Source organism: Streptomyces sp. NPDC054770 (assembly GCF_053611985.1).
This window is the reverse complement of sequence record NZ_JBSHBL010000053.1, coordinates 58789-74839: the sequence shown is the minus strand read 5'-3', so window position 1 is coordinate 74839 and position 16051 is coordinate 58789. Positions and strand designations below refer to the sequence as shown.

The 16051-nt window shown below is 71.4% G+C and carries 16 protein-coding genes; 7 read left to right on the top strand and 9 right to left on the bottom strand.

Annotated elements, in window-relative coordinates:
- Positions 1-90 precede the first annotated feature (90 nt).
- The 3 genes from ACWGKQ_RS35620 to ACWGKQ_RS35610 are packed head-to-tail and all read right to left on the bottom strand — an operon-like array spanning position 91 to position 2243.
- Positions 91-663, bottom strand: coding sequence for a cob(I)yrinic acid a,c-diamide adenosyltransferase (locus ACWGKQ_RS35620; RefSeq protein ID WP_453296166.1), 573 nt, complete (start codon positions 661-663; stop codon positions 91-93).
- Between the two features lie 13 nt (positions 664-676).
- On the bottom strand, positions 677-1426 hold the full coding sequence (locus ACWGKQ_RS35615) for an ABC transporter permease (protein WP_453296169.1): 750 nt from the start codon (positions 1424-1426) through the stop codon (positions 677-679).
- Positions 1427-1451: 25 nt separating this feature from the next.
- Positions 1452-2243 carry an ABC transporter ATP-binding protein gene (locus ACWGKQ_RS35610; protein WP_453296165.1) on the bottom strand — a complete coding sequence of 264 codons (792 nt, stop codon included), beginning with the start codon at positions 2241-2243 and terminating at the stop codon, positions 1452-1454.
- An 81-nt stretch (positions 2244-2324) separates the two neighbouring features.
- Between ACWGKQ_RS35610 and ACWGKQ_RS35605 the strand changes: the two genes are divergently transcribed.
- The 4 genes from ACWGKQ_RS35605 to ACWGKQ_RS35590 all read left to right on the top strand — a co-directional run bounded on the left by ACWGKQ_RS35605 (position 2325) and on the right by ACWGKQ_RS35590 (position 7355).
- The gene (locus ACWGKQ_RS35605) at positions 2325-2966 is read left to right on the top strand and encodes a TetR/AcrR family transcriptional regulator (RefSeq protein WP_453296164.1); all 642 of its coding nucleotides are present in this window, start codon (positions 2325-2327) and stop codon (positions 2964-2966) included.
- Positions 2967-3115: 149 nt separating this feature from the next.
- Complete coding sequence (locus ACWGKQ_RS35600) at positions 3116-3964, top strand: 3-hydroxyacyl-CoA dehydrogenase family protein (RefSeq protein WP_453296163.1); 849 nt, start codon at positions 3116-3118, stop codon at positions 3962-3964.
- Between the two features lie 185 nt (positions 3965-4149).
- Positions 4150-4473: an STAS domain-containing protein gene (locus ACWGKQ_RS35595; protein WP_030672301.1), complete on the top strand. Its 324-nt coding sequence runs from the start codon at positions 4150-4152 to the stop codon at positions 4471-4473.
- 335 nt (positions 4474-4808) lie between these two features.
- Complete coding sequence (locus ACWGKQ_RS35590; RefSeq protein ID WP_453296162.1) at positions 4809-7355, top strand: ATP-binding protein; 2547 nt, start codon at positions 4809-4811, stop codon at positions 7353-7355.
- An 86-nt stretch (positions 7356-7441) separates the two neighbouring features.
- Here the strand turns inward: ACWGKQ_RS35590 and ACWGKQ_RS35585 are convergent, their stop codons facing one another.
- The gene (locus ACWGKQ_RS35585; RefSeq protein WP_453296161.1) at positions 7442-8647 is read right to left on the bottom strand and encodes an MFS transporter; all 1206 of its coding nucleotides are present in this window, start codon (positions 8645-8647) and stop codon (positions 7442-7444) included.
- A gap of 99 nt (positions 8648-8746) precedes the next feature.
- On the opposite strand from ACWGKQ_RS35585, the gene ACWGKQ_RS35580 reads away from it, so the two are divergent.
- Positions 8747-9832 carry a DUF5937 family protein gene (locus tag ACWGKQ_RS35580; protein ID WP_453296160.1) on the top strand — a complete coding sequence of 362 codons (1086 nt, stop codon included), beginning with the start codon at positions 8747-8749 and terminating at the stop codon, positions 9830-9832.
- A 24-nt stretch (positions 9833-9856) separates the two neighbouring features.
- On the opposite strand, the gene nucS is transcribed toward ACWGKQ_RS35580, so the two are convergent.
- The gene (gene nucS / locus ACWGKQ_RS35575) at positions 9857-10528 is read right to left on the bottom strand and encodes an endonuclease NucS (RefSeq protein WP_453296159.1); all 672 of its coding nucleotides are present in this window, start codon (positions 10526-10528) and stop codon (positions 9857-9859) included.
- 344 nt (positions 10529-10872) lie between these two features.
- On the opposite strand from nucS, the gene ACWGKQ_RS35570 reads away from it, so the two are divergent.
- The gene (locus ACWGKQ_RS35570; RefSeq protein WP_453296158.1) at positions 10873-11265 is read left to right on the top strand and encodes an SCO5389 family protein; all 393 of its coding nucleotides are present in this window, start codon (positions 10873-10875) and stop codon (positions 11263-11265) included.
- A 103-nt stretch (positions 11266-11368) separates the two neighbouring features.
- Here the strand turns inward: ACWGKQ_RS35570 and ACWGKQ_RS35565 are convergent, their stop codons facing one another.
- A complete protein-coding gene (locus ACWGKQ_RS35565) occupies positions 11369-12397 on the bottom strand; it encodes an LLM class flavin-dependent oxidoreductase (protein WP_453296157.1) in 1029 nt (342 codons plus the stop codon).
- A 223-nt stretch (positions 12398-12620) separates the two neighbouring features.
- Here ACWGKQ_RS35565 and ACWGKQ_RS35560 point away from each other — a divergent pair, with 223 nt between their 5' ends.
- Entirely contained in the window at positions 12621-12962 is a 342-nt protein-coding gene (locus tag ACWGKQ_RS35560) for an ATP/GTP-binding protein (protein ID WP_453296156.1), read from the top strand.
- Between the two features lie 13 nt (positions 12963-12975).
- Here the strand turns inward: ACWGKQ_RS35560 and ACWGKQ_RS35555 are convergent, their stop codons facing one another.
- The 3 genes from ACWGKQ_RS35555 to ACWGKQ_RS35545 all read right to left on the bottom strand — a co-directional run bounded on the left by ACWGKQ_RS35555 (position 12976) and on the right by ACWGKQ_RS35545 (position 16050).
- Positions 12976-13857 carry an ABC transporter permease gene (locus tag ACWGKQ_RS35555; protein WP_453296155.1) on the bottom strand — a complete coding sequence of 294 codons (882 nt, stop codon included), beginning with the start codon at positions 13855-13857 and terminating at the stop codon, positions 12976-12978.
- A complete protein-coding gene (locus tag ACWGKQ_RS35550) occupies positions 13854-15119 on the bottom strand; it encodes an ABC transporter ATP-binding protein (protein WP_453296154.1) in 1266 nt (421 codons plus the stop codon). The genes ACWGKQ_RS35555 and ACWGKQ_RS35550 overlap by 4 nt, the downstream gene beginning before the upstream one ends.
- A gap of 154 nt (positions 15120-15273) precedes the next feature.
- Complete coding sequence (locus tag ACWGKQ_RS35545) at positions 15274-16050, bottom strand: ABC transporter permease (RefSeq protein ID WP_453296153.1); 777 nt, start codon at positions 16048-16050, stop codon at positions 15274-15276.
- Position 16051: the final 1 nt, after the last annotated feature.

The window sequence follows — 16051 nt, the reverse complement described above, 5'->3', positions numbered from 1 at the left end:
TCTCCGGCGTCCTTGTTGGGCGTGCGGGCGAGGATGCTGTGTCTTCCCGGGGGGCGACCCCCGGACCCCCGGCCGGGGGGGGTGATTCGTTCAGCGTTCGCCGCCGGGTACCCACAGCACGTCTCCGACGTCCTTGTTGGCCGTGCGGGCGAGGATGAAGAGCAGGTCGGAGAGGCGGTTGAGGTAGGTCGCGGTCAGCGGGTTCATCGCCTCGCCGTGCACCTCCAGCGCGGCCCAGGTCGACCGCTCGGCCCGCCGTACGACCGTGCAGGCCTGGTGGAGCAGGGCCGCGCCCGGTGTGCCGCCCGGCAGGATGAAGGAACGGAGCTTCTCCAGCCGCTCGTTGAAGCGGTCGCAGTCCGCCTCCAGCTTGTCGACGTAGAACTGCTCCACCCGCAGCGGCGGGAACTCGGGGTTCTCCACCACCGGCGTCGACAGGTCCGCGCCCACGTCGAACAGGTCGTTCTGCACCCGGGTGAGGACCTTGACGACCTCCTCGTCCAGGCCGCCCAGCGCGATCGCGGTCCCGATCACCGCGTTCGCCTCGTTGGCGTCCGCGTACGCCGAGATCCGCAGATCGGTCTTGGCGACCCGGCTCATGTCCCCGAGGGCCGTGGTGCCCTGGTCGCCGGTCCTGGTGTAGATGCGCGTCAGATTGACCATACGGCCAGCCTAATTACGCTCCGGCCGTCCGGAACACGCGTGTGCCCACTGTCACGGCGAGTGTCGCGAAGCCGACGGCGACGAGGACCCCGTACAGCATGTGCACGCTCGTGTACGAGCCGACGTAGGCGTCCCGGACCGCGTCCACCAGATACCGCAGCGGCAGCATGTGGGACAGCGCGTCCAGCCAGGCCGGAGCCAGGGTCATGGGCAGGATCAGGCCCGAGAGCAGCATCGACGGCATCGTCAGCGAGTTGATCACCGGGGCGAACTCCTGGGGGGTGCTCACCCGCATGGCCAGCGCGTACGACAGCGAGCCCAGCGACACCGTCAGCAGCGCGACGAACGCGAAGCCGATCAGGATGCCGGGCAGCGGCGCCCGCAGCCCCATCGCCAGGGCCGCCAGGACCAGCAGCGCCGCCTGGAGGATCAGGAGCGTGGCGTCGCGCAGTACCCGGCCGAGCAGCAGGGCCGGCCGGCTGACCGGCGTCACGCGCATCCGCTCGATCACCCCCTGGCCGTTCTCGACGATGATTCCGAAGCCCGAGAACGCGGCCCCGAACAGCCCCAGCTGGAGCAGCAGCCCAGGCACCAGCGTCTGCCACGAGCTGCCCCGCCCGCCCAGCGACAGGCCGGTCAGCAGCGGGCCGAAGAACAGCAGATACAGCAGCGGGGTCAGGACGCCGAAGAGCAGCGCGAAACGTGCGCGGAGGGACTGGCGGAGGCAGCGGCCGTAGACGAGGGCCGTGTCGCGGACGAGCATCGGGTTTCCGGGAGGCATCGGGTTCCTATACGGCTAGGGGTGCGGGGTCGGCCGGGGTGACCGGGCCGCGGCCGGTGATGGCGAGGAAGGTGTCCTGGAGGCTCGCGTCGATCGAGCCGGTGTGCGCCAGCTTCAGGGCGGTGGGGGTGCCGTCGGCCACGACCACGCCCCGGTCGACGATCACCAGCCGGTCGGCGAGGGCGTCGGCCTCGTCCAGGTAATGGGTCGTCAGGAACACGGTCGTACCGTGCTCGTCGCGCAGCCGCCGGATCAGCTCCCACAGGTCCGCGCGGCCGGCGGGGTCCAGACCGGTCGTCGGCTCGTCCAGGAACAGCACCTCCGGGCGGTGCGTGAGCGCCAACGCGACGTCCAGGCGCCGCCGTTGGCCGCCGGACAGCGTGCCGCACCTGCGGTCGAGGAGGCCGGAGAGACCGAGGTCGTGCGCCAACTCGGAGGCGCGAGCCGTGGCCCGAGTCCTCGTCAGCCGATAGAGGCGGCCCTGGGTGACCAGCTCCTCGCGGACCGAGACCTGGAGGTCGACGCCGCCCGACTGGGCCACATGACCGCAGACCCGGCGCACCGAGGCCGGGTCCGTCGCGACGTCGTGGCCCGCGATCGTGGCGGTGCCCGCGGTCGGGGCGAGGAGGGTGGTGAGCATGCGCAGGGTCGTGGTCTTTCCGGCGCCGTTGGGCCCCAGGAGACCGAGGATCTCGCCCTGGTGGACGGTGAGGTCGACACCGCGCACGGCTTCCACCGGGCCGCGCTTGGTCTGGAACGTGCGGGCCAGTCCGGCCGCGCTGATGACTGCTGCTGCCATGCCTTCCAGAAAAACAGAGTCCCTGAAATTTTGCAATGACACCAAAATTTCAATGGGCCCAGTGACAGTTAGGATTCGGACATGGCAGAGGGGCTCAGGGAGCGGAAGAAGCGGCAGACCCGGCAGTACATCTCGGACGTCGCCACCGGGCTGTTCGTCGAGCGCGGGTTCGACGCGGTGACCGTCGCGGAGATCGCCGAGGCCGCCGACGTCTCCGTGAACACCGTCTACAACTACTTCCCGGCCAAGGAGGACCTCTTCCTCGACCGCTCCGCCGGCCTGGTCGACAGGCTCGCCGGCTGGGTGCGCGGACGGCGGAAGGGGGAGTCCGCCGCCGTCGCCGTCCTGCGCGAACTGCGCGAGGAGGTGGAGGCGGTCTCGCCCCGGGTCGGACTGATCCCCGGGTACGCCAGGTTCCTGCGGGTGATCGAGGAGGCCCCCGCGCTGCGCTCCCGGGTGTGGGCGATCGGCCAGGAGGCGCAGGCCGGCCTGGAGGATGCCCTGCGCGAGGACACCGGCGCCGCGGCCGACGACCCCATGCCGCAGCTGATCGCCGGTCAGCTCGGCTGGGTGAACACCACGGTCATGACGGTCATCGGGCGCGAAATGGTCAAGTCTCGCGATCCACGCGAAGTATCACGAGAGGTACTGGTGCTTCTCGACGACATCGAGGACCTGTTGAGCGACAGGGTCCTCAACTATGCCGTCCGTGGCGCGGAATGACCGGTGCCGACGGGGCCGGCTGACGGGACGTGACGGTTGTCTCACGTCCTGAGACCGTGACACGCATTACTTACCGGGTTTCCCGGCCCCCGACGAGCGCTAGGGTCCCGCCCAAGAGGCATACCTCAACAGCGTGTAAGGGGAGCGGAGTGGCACGGAAGCTTGCCGTCATCGGGGCCGGCCTGATGGGTTCCGGCATCGCCCAGGTCGCCGCACAGGCCGGCTGGGACGTGGTCCTGCGTGACGTCACCGACGCGGCACTGGACCGTGCCACCGGCGGCATCCAGGCCTCGTACGACAAGTTCGTGAGCAAGGGGAAGCTGGAGGCGCACGACGCCGACGCCGCCCTGGCCCGCATCACCACGACCACCGACCTGGACGCGGCGGCCGACGCTGACATCGTGGTCGAGGCCGTCTTCGAGAAGCTGGAAGTCAAGCACGAGATCTTCCGCGCCCTCGACAAGATCGTGCGCCCGGACGCCGTGCTCGCCTCCAACACCTCCGCCATCCCGATCACCAAGATCGCGGCCGCCACCGAGCACCCCGAGCGGGTCGTCGGTGTCCACTTCTTCTCGCCGGTGCCGATGATGCAGCTCGTGGAGCTGGTCCGCGGCTACAAGACCAGCGACGAAACCCTCGCCACCGCGCGGGAGTTCGCCGAGTCCACCGGCAAGACCTGCATCGTCGTCAACCGGGACGTCGCGGGCTTCGTGACGACCCGGCTGATCTCGGCGCTCGTCGTCGAGGCCACCAAGCTGTACGAGTCGGGCGTCGCCACCGCCGAGGACATCGACCTCGCCTGCAAGCTGGGCTTCGGTCACGCCATGGGCCCGCTGGCCACGGCCGACCTCACCGGCGTCGACATCCTGCTGCACGCCACCGGCAACATCTACACCGAGTCGCAGGACGAGAAGTTCGCCCCGCCGGAGCTGATGCGCCGGATGGTTGACGCCGGTGACATCGGGCGCAAGAGCGGGCAGGGCTTCTACACGTACTGAGACATCAGTACGTAGACCCTCTGATCGCTTCTCAAAACGCACAAACCCCGGGGGTTTCACCCTTGGGGGTGAATTCGGTATCGGTTCGCTTACAGATGGCAACCTCTGACCGGCGAACGCAGTCAGACGTTGCATTACCGGACATCACTTTCACGGAGTAGGACACGCACTCTCGGGGAGCGCATATGTACATCAGGGGCGACCACGCCGAGCTGGTCGTCGGGGGCCGCCTCGACGTACGCAGCGCGGCGGACGCCCGTACGGTCCTGCACTCGGCCGTCGACGACGGAGTCGGCGATCTGGTGCTGGACCTGTCCGAGCTGGACTCCTGGGACGCCACCGGACTCGGGGTGATCATGGGTGCCCACCGGCGAGCCGGCCGCTGCGGCCGCCGCCTGGTGCTGCGCGGCGTCCCGCCGCAGATGCAGCGCCTGCTGGTGGCCACCCGGCTGCACCGGATCCTGGCGATCGAGGGAGGCATCGGGGTGGAGTCGCTGCCCCGGGTGTGACTCCGGGACCGGCACGGCAGGGTGTGCGACGGCGAACCGCCGGGACACGGCGAACCGTCGGGACCCGGCCATCCGGTGTGAACCGGGCGACGGGGGTGACCCGGCCGGACGGCGTGCATGCGCACGTCAGACGCAATCCTCACGAGACTGTGATGTCTCGGACGGCGCGGCACCCCGGGCTGTCGTAGATACTGTGCGAAGGTTTAAGGTTCGGTCGCCCGCCGCCTATCCACCCTTCGAGCGCGGGCCCGGACCAGAAGCGACAGCGCGGTGTGCAGCAGGCCGGGAGGGGCCGGTATTCACGGCACACGACGCTTTTGGGGGGCTAGGAACCTATGGACCCGAACAACCCGGGACCCGAGGGGTACGGCCAGGACGGCGACGGCAGCACGCCGCGCCAGCGCCCGCCCAGGGAATCCCTCACCACCGACTTCGGCCAGAGCACACCCGCGACGGCCCGCACCACGCGGCTGGTCACCGGTGACTTCCTGCTGACCGTCAACCCCGTCGACGGCAGCGAGATAGAACCGTGCCCGCCGACCGAGCGTCCCGCCAGACCCGAGAAGCGCACCGCCGCCGAGCGCGCCGAGTACGAGCGCGCCGTCCGGCCGCCGGTACCGCCCGGCCCCGCCCAGCCCGAGCTGCACCTCCTGGAACGCCAGGACGACCGCGAGCGGCTCGTCCGGCTCCTCGCCCGCGGCCGCTCGGTGCGCCTCACCGGCCCCGCGGGCTCCGGCCGCACCGCACTTCTCGACCTGGTCGCCGACGACTGCTCCGACCTCGCCCCCGACGGCGTGGTCCGCCTCAACGGCCTCCACCGCACGCCCGAGGACCTGCTCCACGACCTCTTCCACGCCGTCTACAAGGCGCCCGAGCACCGCCCGGCATACGAGGAGCTCCTCGGGCTGATCCGTGACATCGGCGCCGTCGTCGTCCTCGACGACATCGAGTTCGGCGGCGCCGGGCTCGACGAGCTGATCGACGCCACCCCCGAGTGCGCCTTCCTGATCGGCGCCACCCCGGACGTGCCGGCGCCCTCCGCCGACTCCGCCGTCGAGGAGCTCTTCCTCAGCGGCCTGGAGCGGGCCGGCGGCGTCGACATCCTGGAGCGCGCGGTGGGCCGGGTGCTCACCGAGGAGGAGGCCAACTGGGCCGGCGACCTCTGGTTCGAGTCCGAGGGCCTGCCGCTGCGGTTCGTCCAGGCCGGCGCCCTGTTGCGGCAGCGCGACCAGGTGCGCGCCAGCACCAGCGCCGTCGACGAGTTCGGCGTCTTCGCCTCCAACCTGTCCGACCTGTCCGCCCTGTCCGACCCATCCGATGTATCCGACCTGCCGGTGGACGCGCCCTACGACACGGAGGCCACCGCAGAGACCCCGCTCCCGTCCCTCGGCGAGGCCGCCGCGCCCGCCCCGCTGCTCGCCTCCCGGCTCAGCGGCTCCGCCCGGGCCACCCTGCGCTTCGCGGTGGCCCTCGGCGGCGAGGTGCCCCACCAGGCCCACCTGCCCGCCCTCGTCGGCGACACCCACGCGGACGCGGCCCTCGGCGAACTCGCGGGCTGCGGACTGGTCTCCCCGGTCGGCTCCCGCTACCGGCTCGCCGCGGGCGTCCTGCAGCAGCTGGAGGCGGCCGGATACGCCGACGACGCGGCGGCCCAGGCCCTCACGGCCGCCCAGCACTACAGCTGGTGGGCCGGGCACCCCTCGGTCACCCCGGAGCGGGTCTGCGCGGAGGCCGACGCGGTCCTCGCCGCCCTGACGGTGCTGGTCCCCGAGACGGTCCCGCCGGCCGAGGACGAGGACAGCACGCCGGTACGACTGGCCCGTACGGCCGCCCCCGCGTTCGCGGCGGGGCTGCACTGGAGCGCCTGGGAACGGGCGCTGCGGGCCGGTGCGGAGGCCGCCCGGCTGGCCGGTGAGGTCGGCGAACAGGCCTACTTCCACCACGAACTCGGCATACTCGCGCTCTGCGAGGACCAGCTGGACCGGGCGCGGGCCGAACTGGAGGCCTCGATCGGCCTGCGCGGGGCGCTCTCCGACAAGCGGGGCACGACGGCCGGCCGCCGGGCGCTGGCCCTGGTGGCGGACCGCTCGGGCGAGGTCATCCCGGCCGTCGCCACGATGGCGGGCGACGAGATTCCCGACGCCCGCCACGAGGAGTCCATATCCCCGGCGGCCGGCGTCACGACGCCCTTCCCCGCGGTCCACTCGCCGGCCTCGGACACCCTGGTCACCCACCGGGTCCCCGGGCAGCCGACGCCGGCCCAGGGAGGCGGGGGCGGCCTGGTCCGGATGGCCCGCCGCAACCTGGTGGCGGTGGGCGCGGGAGTGCTCCTGACGGCCGTCCTGGGCACCGTGGTCACCCTCGGCATGACCTCGCACGACAACGCCGACAACCCGTCCAACAACGTGAGCGTCAACCCGTCGGCGAGCGAGGACAGCGGCGACGGCAGCCTCGGCGCCGACCCCGGGCAGACGTCGGGCACGGGCGACACCGGCACGGCCACCACCAAGCCGACGGACCCGGGCCCGGACGGCACCCTGGGCACCTCGGACGACCCGACACCGCCGTCGGACACGCAGACGCCTTCGGCTTCGGCCACGGGGACGAAGGGGTCGTCGGGAGGCGGTACGACGCACACGCCGTCGGCATCGCCCTCGAAATCGTCGCCGTCGCCTTCGAAGTCGGCATCGCCGAGTCCGTCGAAGTCCGAGTCGCCGTCGGCGAGCTCGTCGCCGTCGCCCTCGTCATCGGCCCCGAGCGACACTCCGTCCACCAGCGACTCGGCGAGCGGCCCCGCGTCCAGCGCCCCGGCGGCGTCGAGCAGTTCGGCGGCGGCATCGGAGTCCGGCAGCACGGGAACCTCGACCGGCACCCTGATCTGAGCCCCAGGGCGTCCCACGCTCCGTGCGCGGGACGCTCCTCTCGGATGCCGGCAGCGGACACCCACCGCGAACGCCGGCCCGCTGCTTCAAGCCGTCCCCCGATCCTTCTCGGTGGCGACGGCGGAGGCGGAGACGAGCGTCGCGGCGGCGAGGCTGCCCCAGAGGGCGGCCTCGCCGTGGGAGGCGAGAGCGGTGATGACCGCCGGGGAGACGGCGAGGCCGAAGCCCGTGGAGAGCTGGAAGCGGGCGAGGGCGCGTCCCAGGACATGGGCCGGGGCGAGGGCGGTGACGAGCGCGGTGGCGCTGCTGGCGTAGATGATCTCGCCGATGGTGCTGACCACGGCCACCGCGGCGACGGCCGGGGCGCTCCAGCCGTGCCCGAGTGAGGTGGCCGCGAGGAACCCGAGGTAGGACGCGGCGATCACCACGCCGGCCAGAGCCAGCACGGTCCGCCGGGAGAAGCGGGACAGCAGGACGGTGACCGGCACCTGCAGGGTGACCACCAGCACGGTGTTGGCGACGAAGACGGCTGCCGACCACACCGGGGACGCGTGCAGCTGTGTCACCAGGACCAGGGGGAGCGCGATCTCGGTGATGTTGAGGCAGAAGACGTAGACCACGTTGGCGGCCAGCAGTGCGCGCATCCGGGGCGCGGGCCCGGCGGCCCTGTCCTCGACCGGAGCGGCGGCCGGATGCGTGTGCAGGTGGACCGACCACGCCAAGGCTGCCGCAGCGAGATAGGCGAGCCCGGTGACGGCTGCCAGCGCCTGCAGCGCGGTGGTGCCGCCCGCCAGGCACACGGTGGCGAGAAGGGCGCCCGCGCCCAGACCGGCGTTGCGCAGGGCGCGGCCTGCCGCGAGAGCGGCGTCGCGTTCGCGGCCGTGGGAGACCGTGGCCACGAGGGCCGCATGGGCGGCCGGCCAGGCCGAGTTGCCGATGCCGAGGAACAGGGCCGCCGTCGCGAACAGCCGGACATGCCCCGCCGGGGTGGCCAGCAGCAGCGCCACGCCCAGCACCCGTACCAGCATCGACGCCGCCACGACCGTGCTGCGTGCGCCCCGGTCCAGCCATCGGCCGACCGCGGGCATGCACGCCAGACCCACGACGACGCCGACCGTCATGGCGATGCCGGTGGCCGACGCGGACAGCCCCAGCACCGTCACCCCGTACAGCAGCAGGAAGGGCCGCAGCAGGCCGGTGCCGAGCGCGTCCACGGCCAGGGCGACGGCATAGCGGGAGCCTCCGGAGGCACGGACGAGGGCGCGCGGCTGGATCTTGGTGGTGGTTGCCATGGCGTCAACGGTGCGTTCGGCCGCCGGGCCGGCCGCGTCGGTTGACGAACGCCGTCAATCGACGCGGTCGTCGGCCGTCCGGCCAGCGATGATGAGGGGATGACGCTGAGGATCGACATCGGTGGCCTGCCGTCCGGGCGACTGCGGTTCGCTGCCTCCCCGCTGGCCGAGCTGACTGCGATGCTGCACGTGCTGGCCGAACCCGGGCATCACCCGCAGCTCGCCGGCTGGGCCGGGGACGTCTGGGCCGGGCTGCGGCCGGAGCTGGCCGAGCGCCTCAGGGAGGCGGAGTTCCTCTGGCGTTCCTCACGAGCCGACTTCCTGGTCCCCGCCCGTCCCCGGCCGACCCTCGCCGAGGAACTGGACGATGTGGACCGGATAGACGACGAAACCTATGTGACCGCCGCGCTCATCACCACGTGCGGCAGCAACCGGGTCCAGTTCGGCGCGCCGTCGCCGCTCGCCGACGCGACGGCGCGCGAGCGGGCCCTGGACCTGGCCCAGGCCCGCGGGGCGCTCCAAGAGGCCTTCGCGGAACGGCTGCTCGCGGACCCGGCCGCCGTGCGGGCGCGGGTGCGTGACACCCTGGAACAGTGCGCCGAGGCGTTCTTCGACGCCGCCTGGGCGGGCGTCGCCGTGCAACTCGCCACCGACCTGCGCCTGAAGAACGACCTGCTGAAGCGCCAGGGCATCGGGGCGGCACTCGCCTCGGTCTCCAGCGCCGTGACCCTGGCACCGGACGGCGACCGCATCATCGTGGACAAGCTGCAGGACACGGCGACCGCCGCGCACGGCACCGGAGTCACCTTCCTCCCCAGCGTCTTCGGCCGCCCGCACCTGGTGGCGGTCCACGCGCCCGGGTGGCAGCCGGTGGTGCAGTACCCCGTGGCCGAGGCGAGTCCGTCGGAGCCGGTGACGCTGGAAACGGTCACGCTACGGCTGGAGGCACTCGCGCATCCGGTACGGCTGCGGCTGCTGCGCACCCTGGCCCGCGGCCCGCACACCACCGGTGAGCTGGCCCACGCCTGGGAACTGTCACCCCCCGAGGTCTCCCGCCACCTCGCTGTGCTGCGCCGTGCGGGCCTGCTCACGGCCCGACGGCAGGGGCGTTACGTCCGTTACACCCTCAACCTGCCCGATCTGGCGACGCTGGGGGCCGACCTGCTGGCGGCCGTACTGCGCTGAGCGGCTTCGGGCCGGTCGACCCGGTCAGAACAGGCGGAGCTTGTCGTCCTCGATGCCGCGCAGGGCGTCGTAGTCGAGGATCGTGCAGCCGATGCCGCGGTCGGTGGCGAGGACCTTGGCCTGGGGCTTGATCTCCTGGGCCGCGAAGATGCCCCGGACGGGGGCGAGATGGGGGTCGCGGTTCAGGAGTTCCAGGTAGCGGGTGAGCTGCTCGACGCCGTCGATCTCGCCGCGACGCTTGATCTCGATCGCCACGGTCTGGCCCTCGGCGTCGCGGCACAGGATGTCCACCGGGCCGATCGCCGTCATGTACTCGCGGCGGATGAGGGTGTAGCCGTCGCCGAGGGTCTCGATGCGGTCGGCCAGCAGCTCCTGGAGGTGCGCTTCCACGCCGTCCTTGATCAGGCCCGGGTCGACCCCCAGCTCGTGCGAGGAGTCGTGCAGGACCTCCTCCATGGTGATGATGAGCTTCTCGCCCGCCTTGTTGATGACCGTCCAGACGCCGTCCTCGTCACCCGTTCCCTCCTTGAGGGTGCACGGCGGCGACATCCAGTTGAGGGGTTTGTAGGCCCGGTCGTCGGCGTGGATCGAGACACTGCCGTCCGCCTTGACCAGGATCAGACGGGGAGCGGAGGGAAGGTGGGCGGTGAGCCGGCCGGCGTAGTCGACGGAGCACCGGGCGATGACGAGACGCATGGTCGGCAACGCTACTGGACGCCCCACCCTCCACGCGATTCGCCCACCCGTCTCCCGCCACCACCCTCAACCGAGGCCCTTCGGGCCGCCCCTCTTGATCACCCTGCGGCCGACGGCCCCGCTCTGACCGGTCCTGAAGGGTCGCCTGCATACGCCTGTTCAAACCTGGCCGATTGTGTGCCTAAAGGGACCGTCGCATATACGCAATCTCCTGGTGGGGTCACCGTCCGTTGCCTACCGTAGTAAACGGGAGGTCGCGAAGTGTGTACTCAGCGTGTTCGGTATCGCGAACTCCCTTATCTGTCCGCCAACCCCTGCTGTTCGGGGGTGCGAGAGGAGTACCCATGTCGCTCGACGTCTCACCGGCCCTACTCGAACAGGCCGAGCGAGGCGAGGTCGACGAAGCAGAATTCGTCGACTGCGTCCGGACCTCCCTGCCCTACGCATGGGAGATGATCAGCTCCCTGGTGGCCCAGCTGAAGGTGGACGGCGGAGTCTTCGCCGACAACCAGACGCCCCCGCCGGACGAGCAGGCACGCGGTCAGCTGCTGCGTGCGCTCGCGAGTGACGCCATACGCGGCGCATTGCAGCGGCACTTCGGCGTGCGGCTGGCCTTCCAGAACTGCCACCGTGTGGCGGTGTTCCCGCTGGACGCCTCGGTCGACGAGACGCTGGCCCGCTTCACCTCGGTGCGCGCTCAGCTGCTGAACCAGTCCCCGGAACTACGGGACTGCTGACGCCGTGCTCCGGTACTGCTGACGCAGTGAGCCGCTTGCTTGCCGCTCCACACGCGGGAGGTGCATCAGTCACTGGGGCGGCAAGCTCCCCGCGGCGGTGAGGTCACCGGAGGTGCGGCAGTACCTCGGCACCCAGCCGTCGTACGTTCTCCTCCGTGGCCGCCAGATCCCCCGAGCCCTCCGTCAGCAGGGCGAAACGGGAGATGCCGGTCCGCTCGGAGGTCGCGGCGAGCCGGTCGGCGCACAGCCGCGGGGTACCCACCGGGTGGAGTCCGCAGAGCAGTTCGGTGTACGCGAGCGGGTCCCGCATCGATCGGAACCGGCCGTCCACCGTCACATGGGCCTCCAGCCCCTGCTTCAGCCAGCCGGGCATCGCCTTCGTCAGGGTCTCCGCGGCGTCGGTGCGGCTGTCCGCGATCTGGCAGACGCCGGCCGAGACATGGGCCGCTCCGGCGATCTCGTCGCCGGACCGCCCGGCCGCCCGCGCGTGCTGCCGCCACAACGCGACCATCTCGGCCTTCTCCTCGTCGCCGATGTGCATGCCGAGCAGCATCGGCAGCCCCCGCTCGGCGGCCAGCCGGATGCTCGCCGCCGAGGTGCAGGCGACCACCACCTCCGGCCCCGGCGCCTCCGTCAGCGCCTCCGACGGGCGCGGTACGACGGGGACTTCACGGAACGTGAAACGCGGGCCGGAGGCCGACACGGCCGGTTCGCCCAGCCAGCGCATCAGCAGATCGAGTGATTCGGGGAAGCCCTGTTCGTACGCCTCCAGGCCGGAGCCGAAGACCTCCAGGTCCACCCAGGGCCCGCCCCGCCCCACGCCGAGGGTGAAGCGGCCGCCGCTCGTCACGTGCAGCAGCGCGGCCTGCTCGCCGAGGGCGACCGGGTGGACGGTGGGCAGTACGCTCACCGCCGTACCGACCCTCAGCCGCCGGGTGCGGCCCAGCAGTAAAGCCGCCAGCGTGACCGCCGACGGACAGGTGCCGTACGGCACGAAGTGGTGCTCGGCCAGCCAGACCGCGTCCAGACCGGACTCCTCGGCCACCTCCGCCGTGCGCACCGCCCGGTGCAGGGCTTCTCCCTGACCCTGGCCCGGGAACTGGGCGGCCAGCACAAAACTACCTACGCGCATTTGCTTTTCCTGCTTTCCTGGCTCCGACCCGGAGCTCCCCCACCGGGCATAACCGTCTGACACGTGCCGAGGACACGGCCTGGCGGAGAGATTTGCGGATTGTCTGGAGAATGGGTCGCCCTGGAGGGGGACTTGTGTGGGTTGGTGCCCTACGCGTACCCCCGTGCGCGCGTCGTAGGCTGGACACAGCCCGTGCTTCCTGTATAGCCCCGAGAGGTGTCCCGTGTCCCCGCGTCGCAACCGACCCAAGGCCCTGAACGGATCGGACTCGTCCGGCCGGAGCGCCGAGGACGACCGCGCGGACCGCTACGGCGGCTGGCAGTCCACCGAGAGCTGGCAGGGCGAGGAGTGGAGCGTCCGGCATGTGGCCGGCGCCAGCGCGGCCGGCAAGACGTACCGCTGCCCGGGCTGCGACCAGGTGATCGCCTCCGGCGTCCCGCACGTGGTGGCCTGGCCCGAGCACTCGGGCGTGGACGAGCGCCGGCACTGGCACAAGGCCTGCTGGAACGCGAAGGACCGCCGCACCACACGGGTGCAGCGGCCCAGGAACGCGCCGAAGTTCTGAGAGTCCTGCGGCCTTACACGTCCCGGTTCTCCAGCAGCGCGTAGGCGCCCGCGAACGCGACGGCCGTCACACCCAGGATGATCCACAGCGGATCCCAGCCCGAAGGTCCGGAATCGCTGAGGGAGTTGGAGTAGAAGACGCTCAGCTGGTTCGGGATCGAGTACTCGAACAGGGCATTGCGCACCTTCTCCAGCGACGAGGAGAACATGAACAGCGCGATCACCAGCGGGGCGAGCACCGCGCCGATCATGACGGTGATGGCACCCGCCGAGTGCCGGATGATCGAGCCGATGATCAGCGAGAGCAGTCCGAGCAGCGCGATGTAGAGGCTGACGCCGACGGTGCCCTTCAGCCATTCCCCGCCGGTCGGCGTCCGGGCGACGTCGCTCAGCATCGACACCTGCGTCATGGCCACGAACGCGCTGGCCGCGAGGGTGATCACGAACGCGACCGAGAAGAAGACGATCGCCTTGGCCACGAGCACGCGCGCGCGGGAGGGGCAGGCCACCATCGTCGTACGGATCATGCCCGTGCCGTACTCCGAGGCGGTCGTCAGGACGCCGAGCGTGATGATGCACATGCTGCCGAGCAGCAGCCCGAAGAAGCCGAGCGACAGCGCGTTGCCGTCGGACAGGTCGTCGGACGAGGCGGAGCCGCTGACCACCGCGCCGGCGAGCAGGCCGATGCCGACCACCAGCAGGACGAAGACGCCGAGCGTCCAGATCGTCGAACGCACCGACCTGATCTTCGTCCACTCGGAGGTGATCGCGTGCCCGAGGTGGGTGCGCACCACCGGGATCGGCGAGACGTAGCCGGGGTACGAACCGCCGGGCGCCGCCTGCCGGTCGGGCGCGGCCGGGGCCGCCTGCGGCAGCGGAGGCTGGTGGGTGCTCATCGGGCGTCCTCGGGCTTGGTCAGGTCGGCAGGGGCAGGGGCAGGGGCAGGGGCAGGGGCAGGGGCAGGGGCGGCGGCCGGCGCGGGCGCCGGGGCGGGCGTCGGCTGCGCATAGGGGTTCGGAGCGGCCTGGGGAGCCCCGTACGGGCCCTGCGGGGCGCCGTACCCGCCCGCGGGCACTGCGGGCGCCGCGGGTGCCCCGGGTGCTCCGTACGGCCCCGCGAACGGGTGGCCGCCCTGCTGGGGCGGCGGCGGGGCGTACCAGCCCGGCTGGCCCTGCCCGGGTACCGGCATCGGCGGCTGGGCGCCGGGCGGCAGGGGCTGCTGGAAGCCGGCCTTCTGGTCGATGGTGGAGCGGTAGTCGACGGCGCCCTGCGTCATCCGCATGTACGCCTCCTCCAGGGAGGCCTGGTGCGGGGACAGCTCCCACAGCCGGACGTCCGCCTCGTGCGCGAGGTCGCTGATCCGGGGCAGCGGCAGCCCGGTCACTCTGAGCGCCCCGTCCTGCTCCGGCAGGACATGCCCGCCGGCCTCGGTCAGCGCCGAGCTGAGCTTCTCGCGCAGCTGCGGCTCGGTGTCCGGGGTGCGGACCCGCGCGAAGTCGGCGGAGTTGGCCGAAATGAAGTCCGTCACGCTCATGTCGGCGAGCAGCTGGCCCCGGCCGATGACGATGAGGTGGTCGGCGGTCAGCGCCATCTCGCTCATCAGGTGGGAGGAGACGAAGACCGTGCGGCCCTCGGCGGCCAGGGACTTCATCAGATTGCGCACCCAGAGGATGCCCTCGGGGTCGAGGCCGTTGACCGGCTCGTCGAAGAGCAGCACCTGGGGGTCGCCGAGGAGCGCGGCGGCGATGCCGAGGCGCTGGCCCATGCCGAGCGAGAAGCCCTTGGAGCGCTTTCCGGCCACGTCCTGGAGGCCCACCACCCCGAGCACCTCGTCGACCCGGCGGGCCGGGATGCCGGACAGCTGGGCCAGCGAGAGCAGGTGGTTGCGGGCGGACCGGCCGCCGTGCACCGCCTTGGCGTCGAGCAGCGCGCCGACCTGGCGGGCGGCGTTCTGGAGCTTGCGGTACGGGTGGCCGCCGATCGTCACCGAACCGGCGGTCGGGTTGTCGAGACCCAGGATCATCCGCATGGTCGTCGACTTGCCCGAACCGTTCGGCCCGAGGAAGCCGGTGACGGCTCCGGGTCGTACCTGGAAGGAAAGGTTGTGCACGGCGGTCTTGTCGCCGTAGCGCTTGGTCAGGCCTACAGCCTCGATCATGCTCCGCACCCATCGAAAGGATCAGGACAGCGGGGCAGACGCCCCCCGTAAGGGTTAGGAGGATATCGGGGAGCTGACGGTTCCGCCCAAGAGCATGCAAAGACTTACGGCCACGGCCACGGCCACGGCCACTGCCACGGCCCCCGCCACGCGGTCACTGGGCGTCGCGCCGCTTGAGCAGGACGTACCCGCCGGCCAGTGCGGCCACCACCCACAGCCCCATGATCCCGAGCCCGCCCCAGGGCCCGTACGGGACGTCGTCGCCGACTCTCGGCACCACCTGCATGATGTGGCTGCCCGCCTGGTCCGGCAGGAACCGGCCGATCTTCTTGGTGGCGTCGACGTTGCCGAGGATGTTGGAGATCAGGAAGAAGAACGGCATCAGGATGCCCAGCGACAGCATCGGCGAGCGCAGCATCGCGGCCACGCCCATGGAGAACATCGCGATGAGGGTCATGTAGAGCCCGCCGCCGACGACCGCGCGCAGCACCCCGGGGTCGCCGAGGTGGGCCCGGTGGGAGCCGAGCATGGCCTGCCCGAGGAAGAAGGCGGCGAAGCTGGTCACCATGCCGACCACCAGCACCAGGGCCGCCGCCACCGCGATCTTGCTGAACAGGAAGGTGGCCCGCTGCGGCACGGCGGCCAGCGAGACCCTGATCATCCCGGTGCTGTACTCGTTGGAGACGACGAGCACCCCGAACACGATCATCGCCAGCTGGCCCAGGGTCATCCCGGCGAAGCTGATGTTCGTCGGGTCGAAGGAGAGCCGTTCGCGCGCGGGCATGTTGGAGAACTGGCTGTTCGCCAGCGCGGAGAGCAGCGTCCCGAGGGCCACGGTGACCACCACGGCCAGGGACAGGGTCCACACCGTCGAGGCGACGGACCGGATCTTGGTCCACTCGGACCGTACGACCTGAGTGACGACGGCCATG

Excerpts from the sequence above, each read along its gene's own strand:
- ACWGKQ_RS35620 (WP_453296166.1), bottom strand. The coding sequence starts at position 663 with ATGGTCAATCTGACGCGCATCTACACCAGGACCGGCGACCAGGGCACC.
- ACWGKQ_RS35615 (WP_453296169.1), bottom strand. The coding sequence starts at position 1,426 with ATGCTCGTCCGCGACACGGCCCTCGTCTACGGCCGCTGCCTCCGCCAG.
- ACWGKQ_RS35610 (WP_453296165.1), bottom strand. The coding sequence starts at position 2,243 with ATGGCAGCAGCAGTCATCAGCGCGGCCGGACTGGCCCGCACGTTCCAG.
- ACWGKQ_RS35605 (WP_453296164.1), top strand. The coding sequence starts at position 2,325 with ATGGCAGAGGGGCTCAGGGAGCGGAAGAAGCGGCAGACCCGGCAGTAC.
- ACWGKQ_RS35595 (WP_030672301.1), top strand. The coding sequence starts at position 4,150 with ATGTACATCAGGGGCGACCACGCCGAGCTGGTCGTCGGGGGCCGCCTC.
- ACWGKQ_RS35590 (WP_453296162.1), top strand. The coding sequence starts at position 4,809 with ATGGACCCGAACAACCCGGGACCCGAGGGGTACGGCCAGGACGGCGAC.
- ACWGKQ_RS35585 (WP_453296161.1), bottom strand. The coding sequence starts at position 8,647 with ATGGCAACCACCACCAAGATCCAGCCGCGCGCCCTCGTCCGTGCCTCC.
- ACWGKQ_RS35580 (WP_453296160.1), top strand. The coding sequence starts at position 8,747 with ATGACGCTGAGGATCGACATCGGTGGCCTGCCGTCCGGGCGACTGCGG.
- nucS (WP_453296159.1), bottom strand. The coding sequence starts at position 10,528 with ATGCGTCTCGTCATCGCCCGGTGCTCCGTCGACTACGCCGGCCGGCTC.
- ACWGKQ_RS35570 (WP_453296158.1), top strand. The coding sequence starts at position 10,873 with ATGTCGCTCGACGTCTCACCGGCCCTACTCGAACAGGCCGAGCGAGGC.
- ACWGKQ_RS35565 (WP_453296157.1), bottom strand. The coding sequence starts at position 12,397 with ATGCGCGTAGGTAGTTTTGTGCTGGCCGCCCAGTTCCCGGGCCAGGGT.
- ACWGKQ_RS35555 (WP_453296155.1), bottom strand. The coding sequence starts at position 13,857 with ATGAGCACCCACCAGCCTCCGCTGCCGCAGGCGGCCCCGGCCGCGCCC.
- ACWGKQ_RS35550 (WP_453296154.1), bottom strand. The coding sequence starts at position 15,119 with ATGATCGAGGCTGTAGGCCTGACCAAGCGCTACGGCGACAAGACCGCC.
- ACWGKQ_RS35545 (WP_453296153.1), bottom strand. The coding sequence starts at position 16,050 with ATGGCCGTCGTCACTCAGGTCGTACGGTCCGAGTGGACCAAGATCCGG.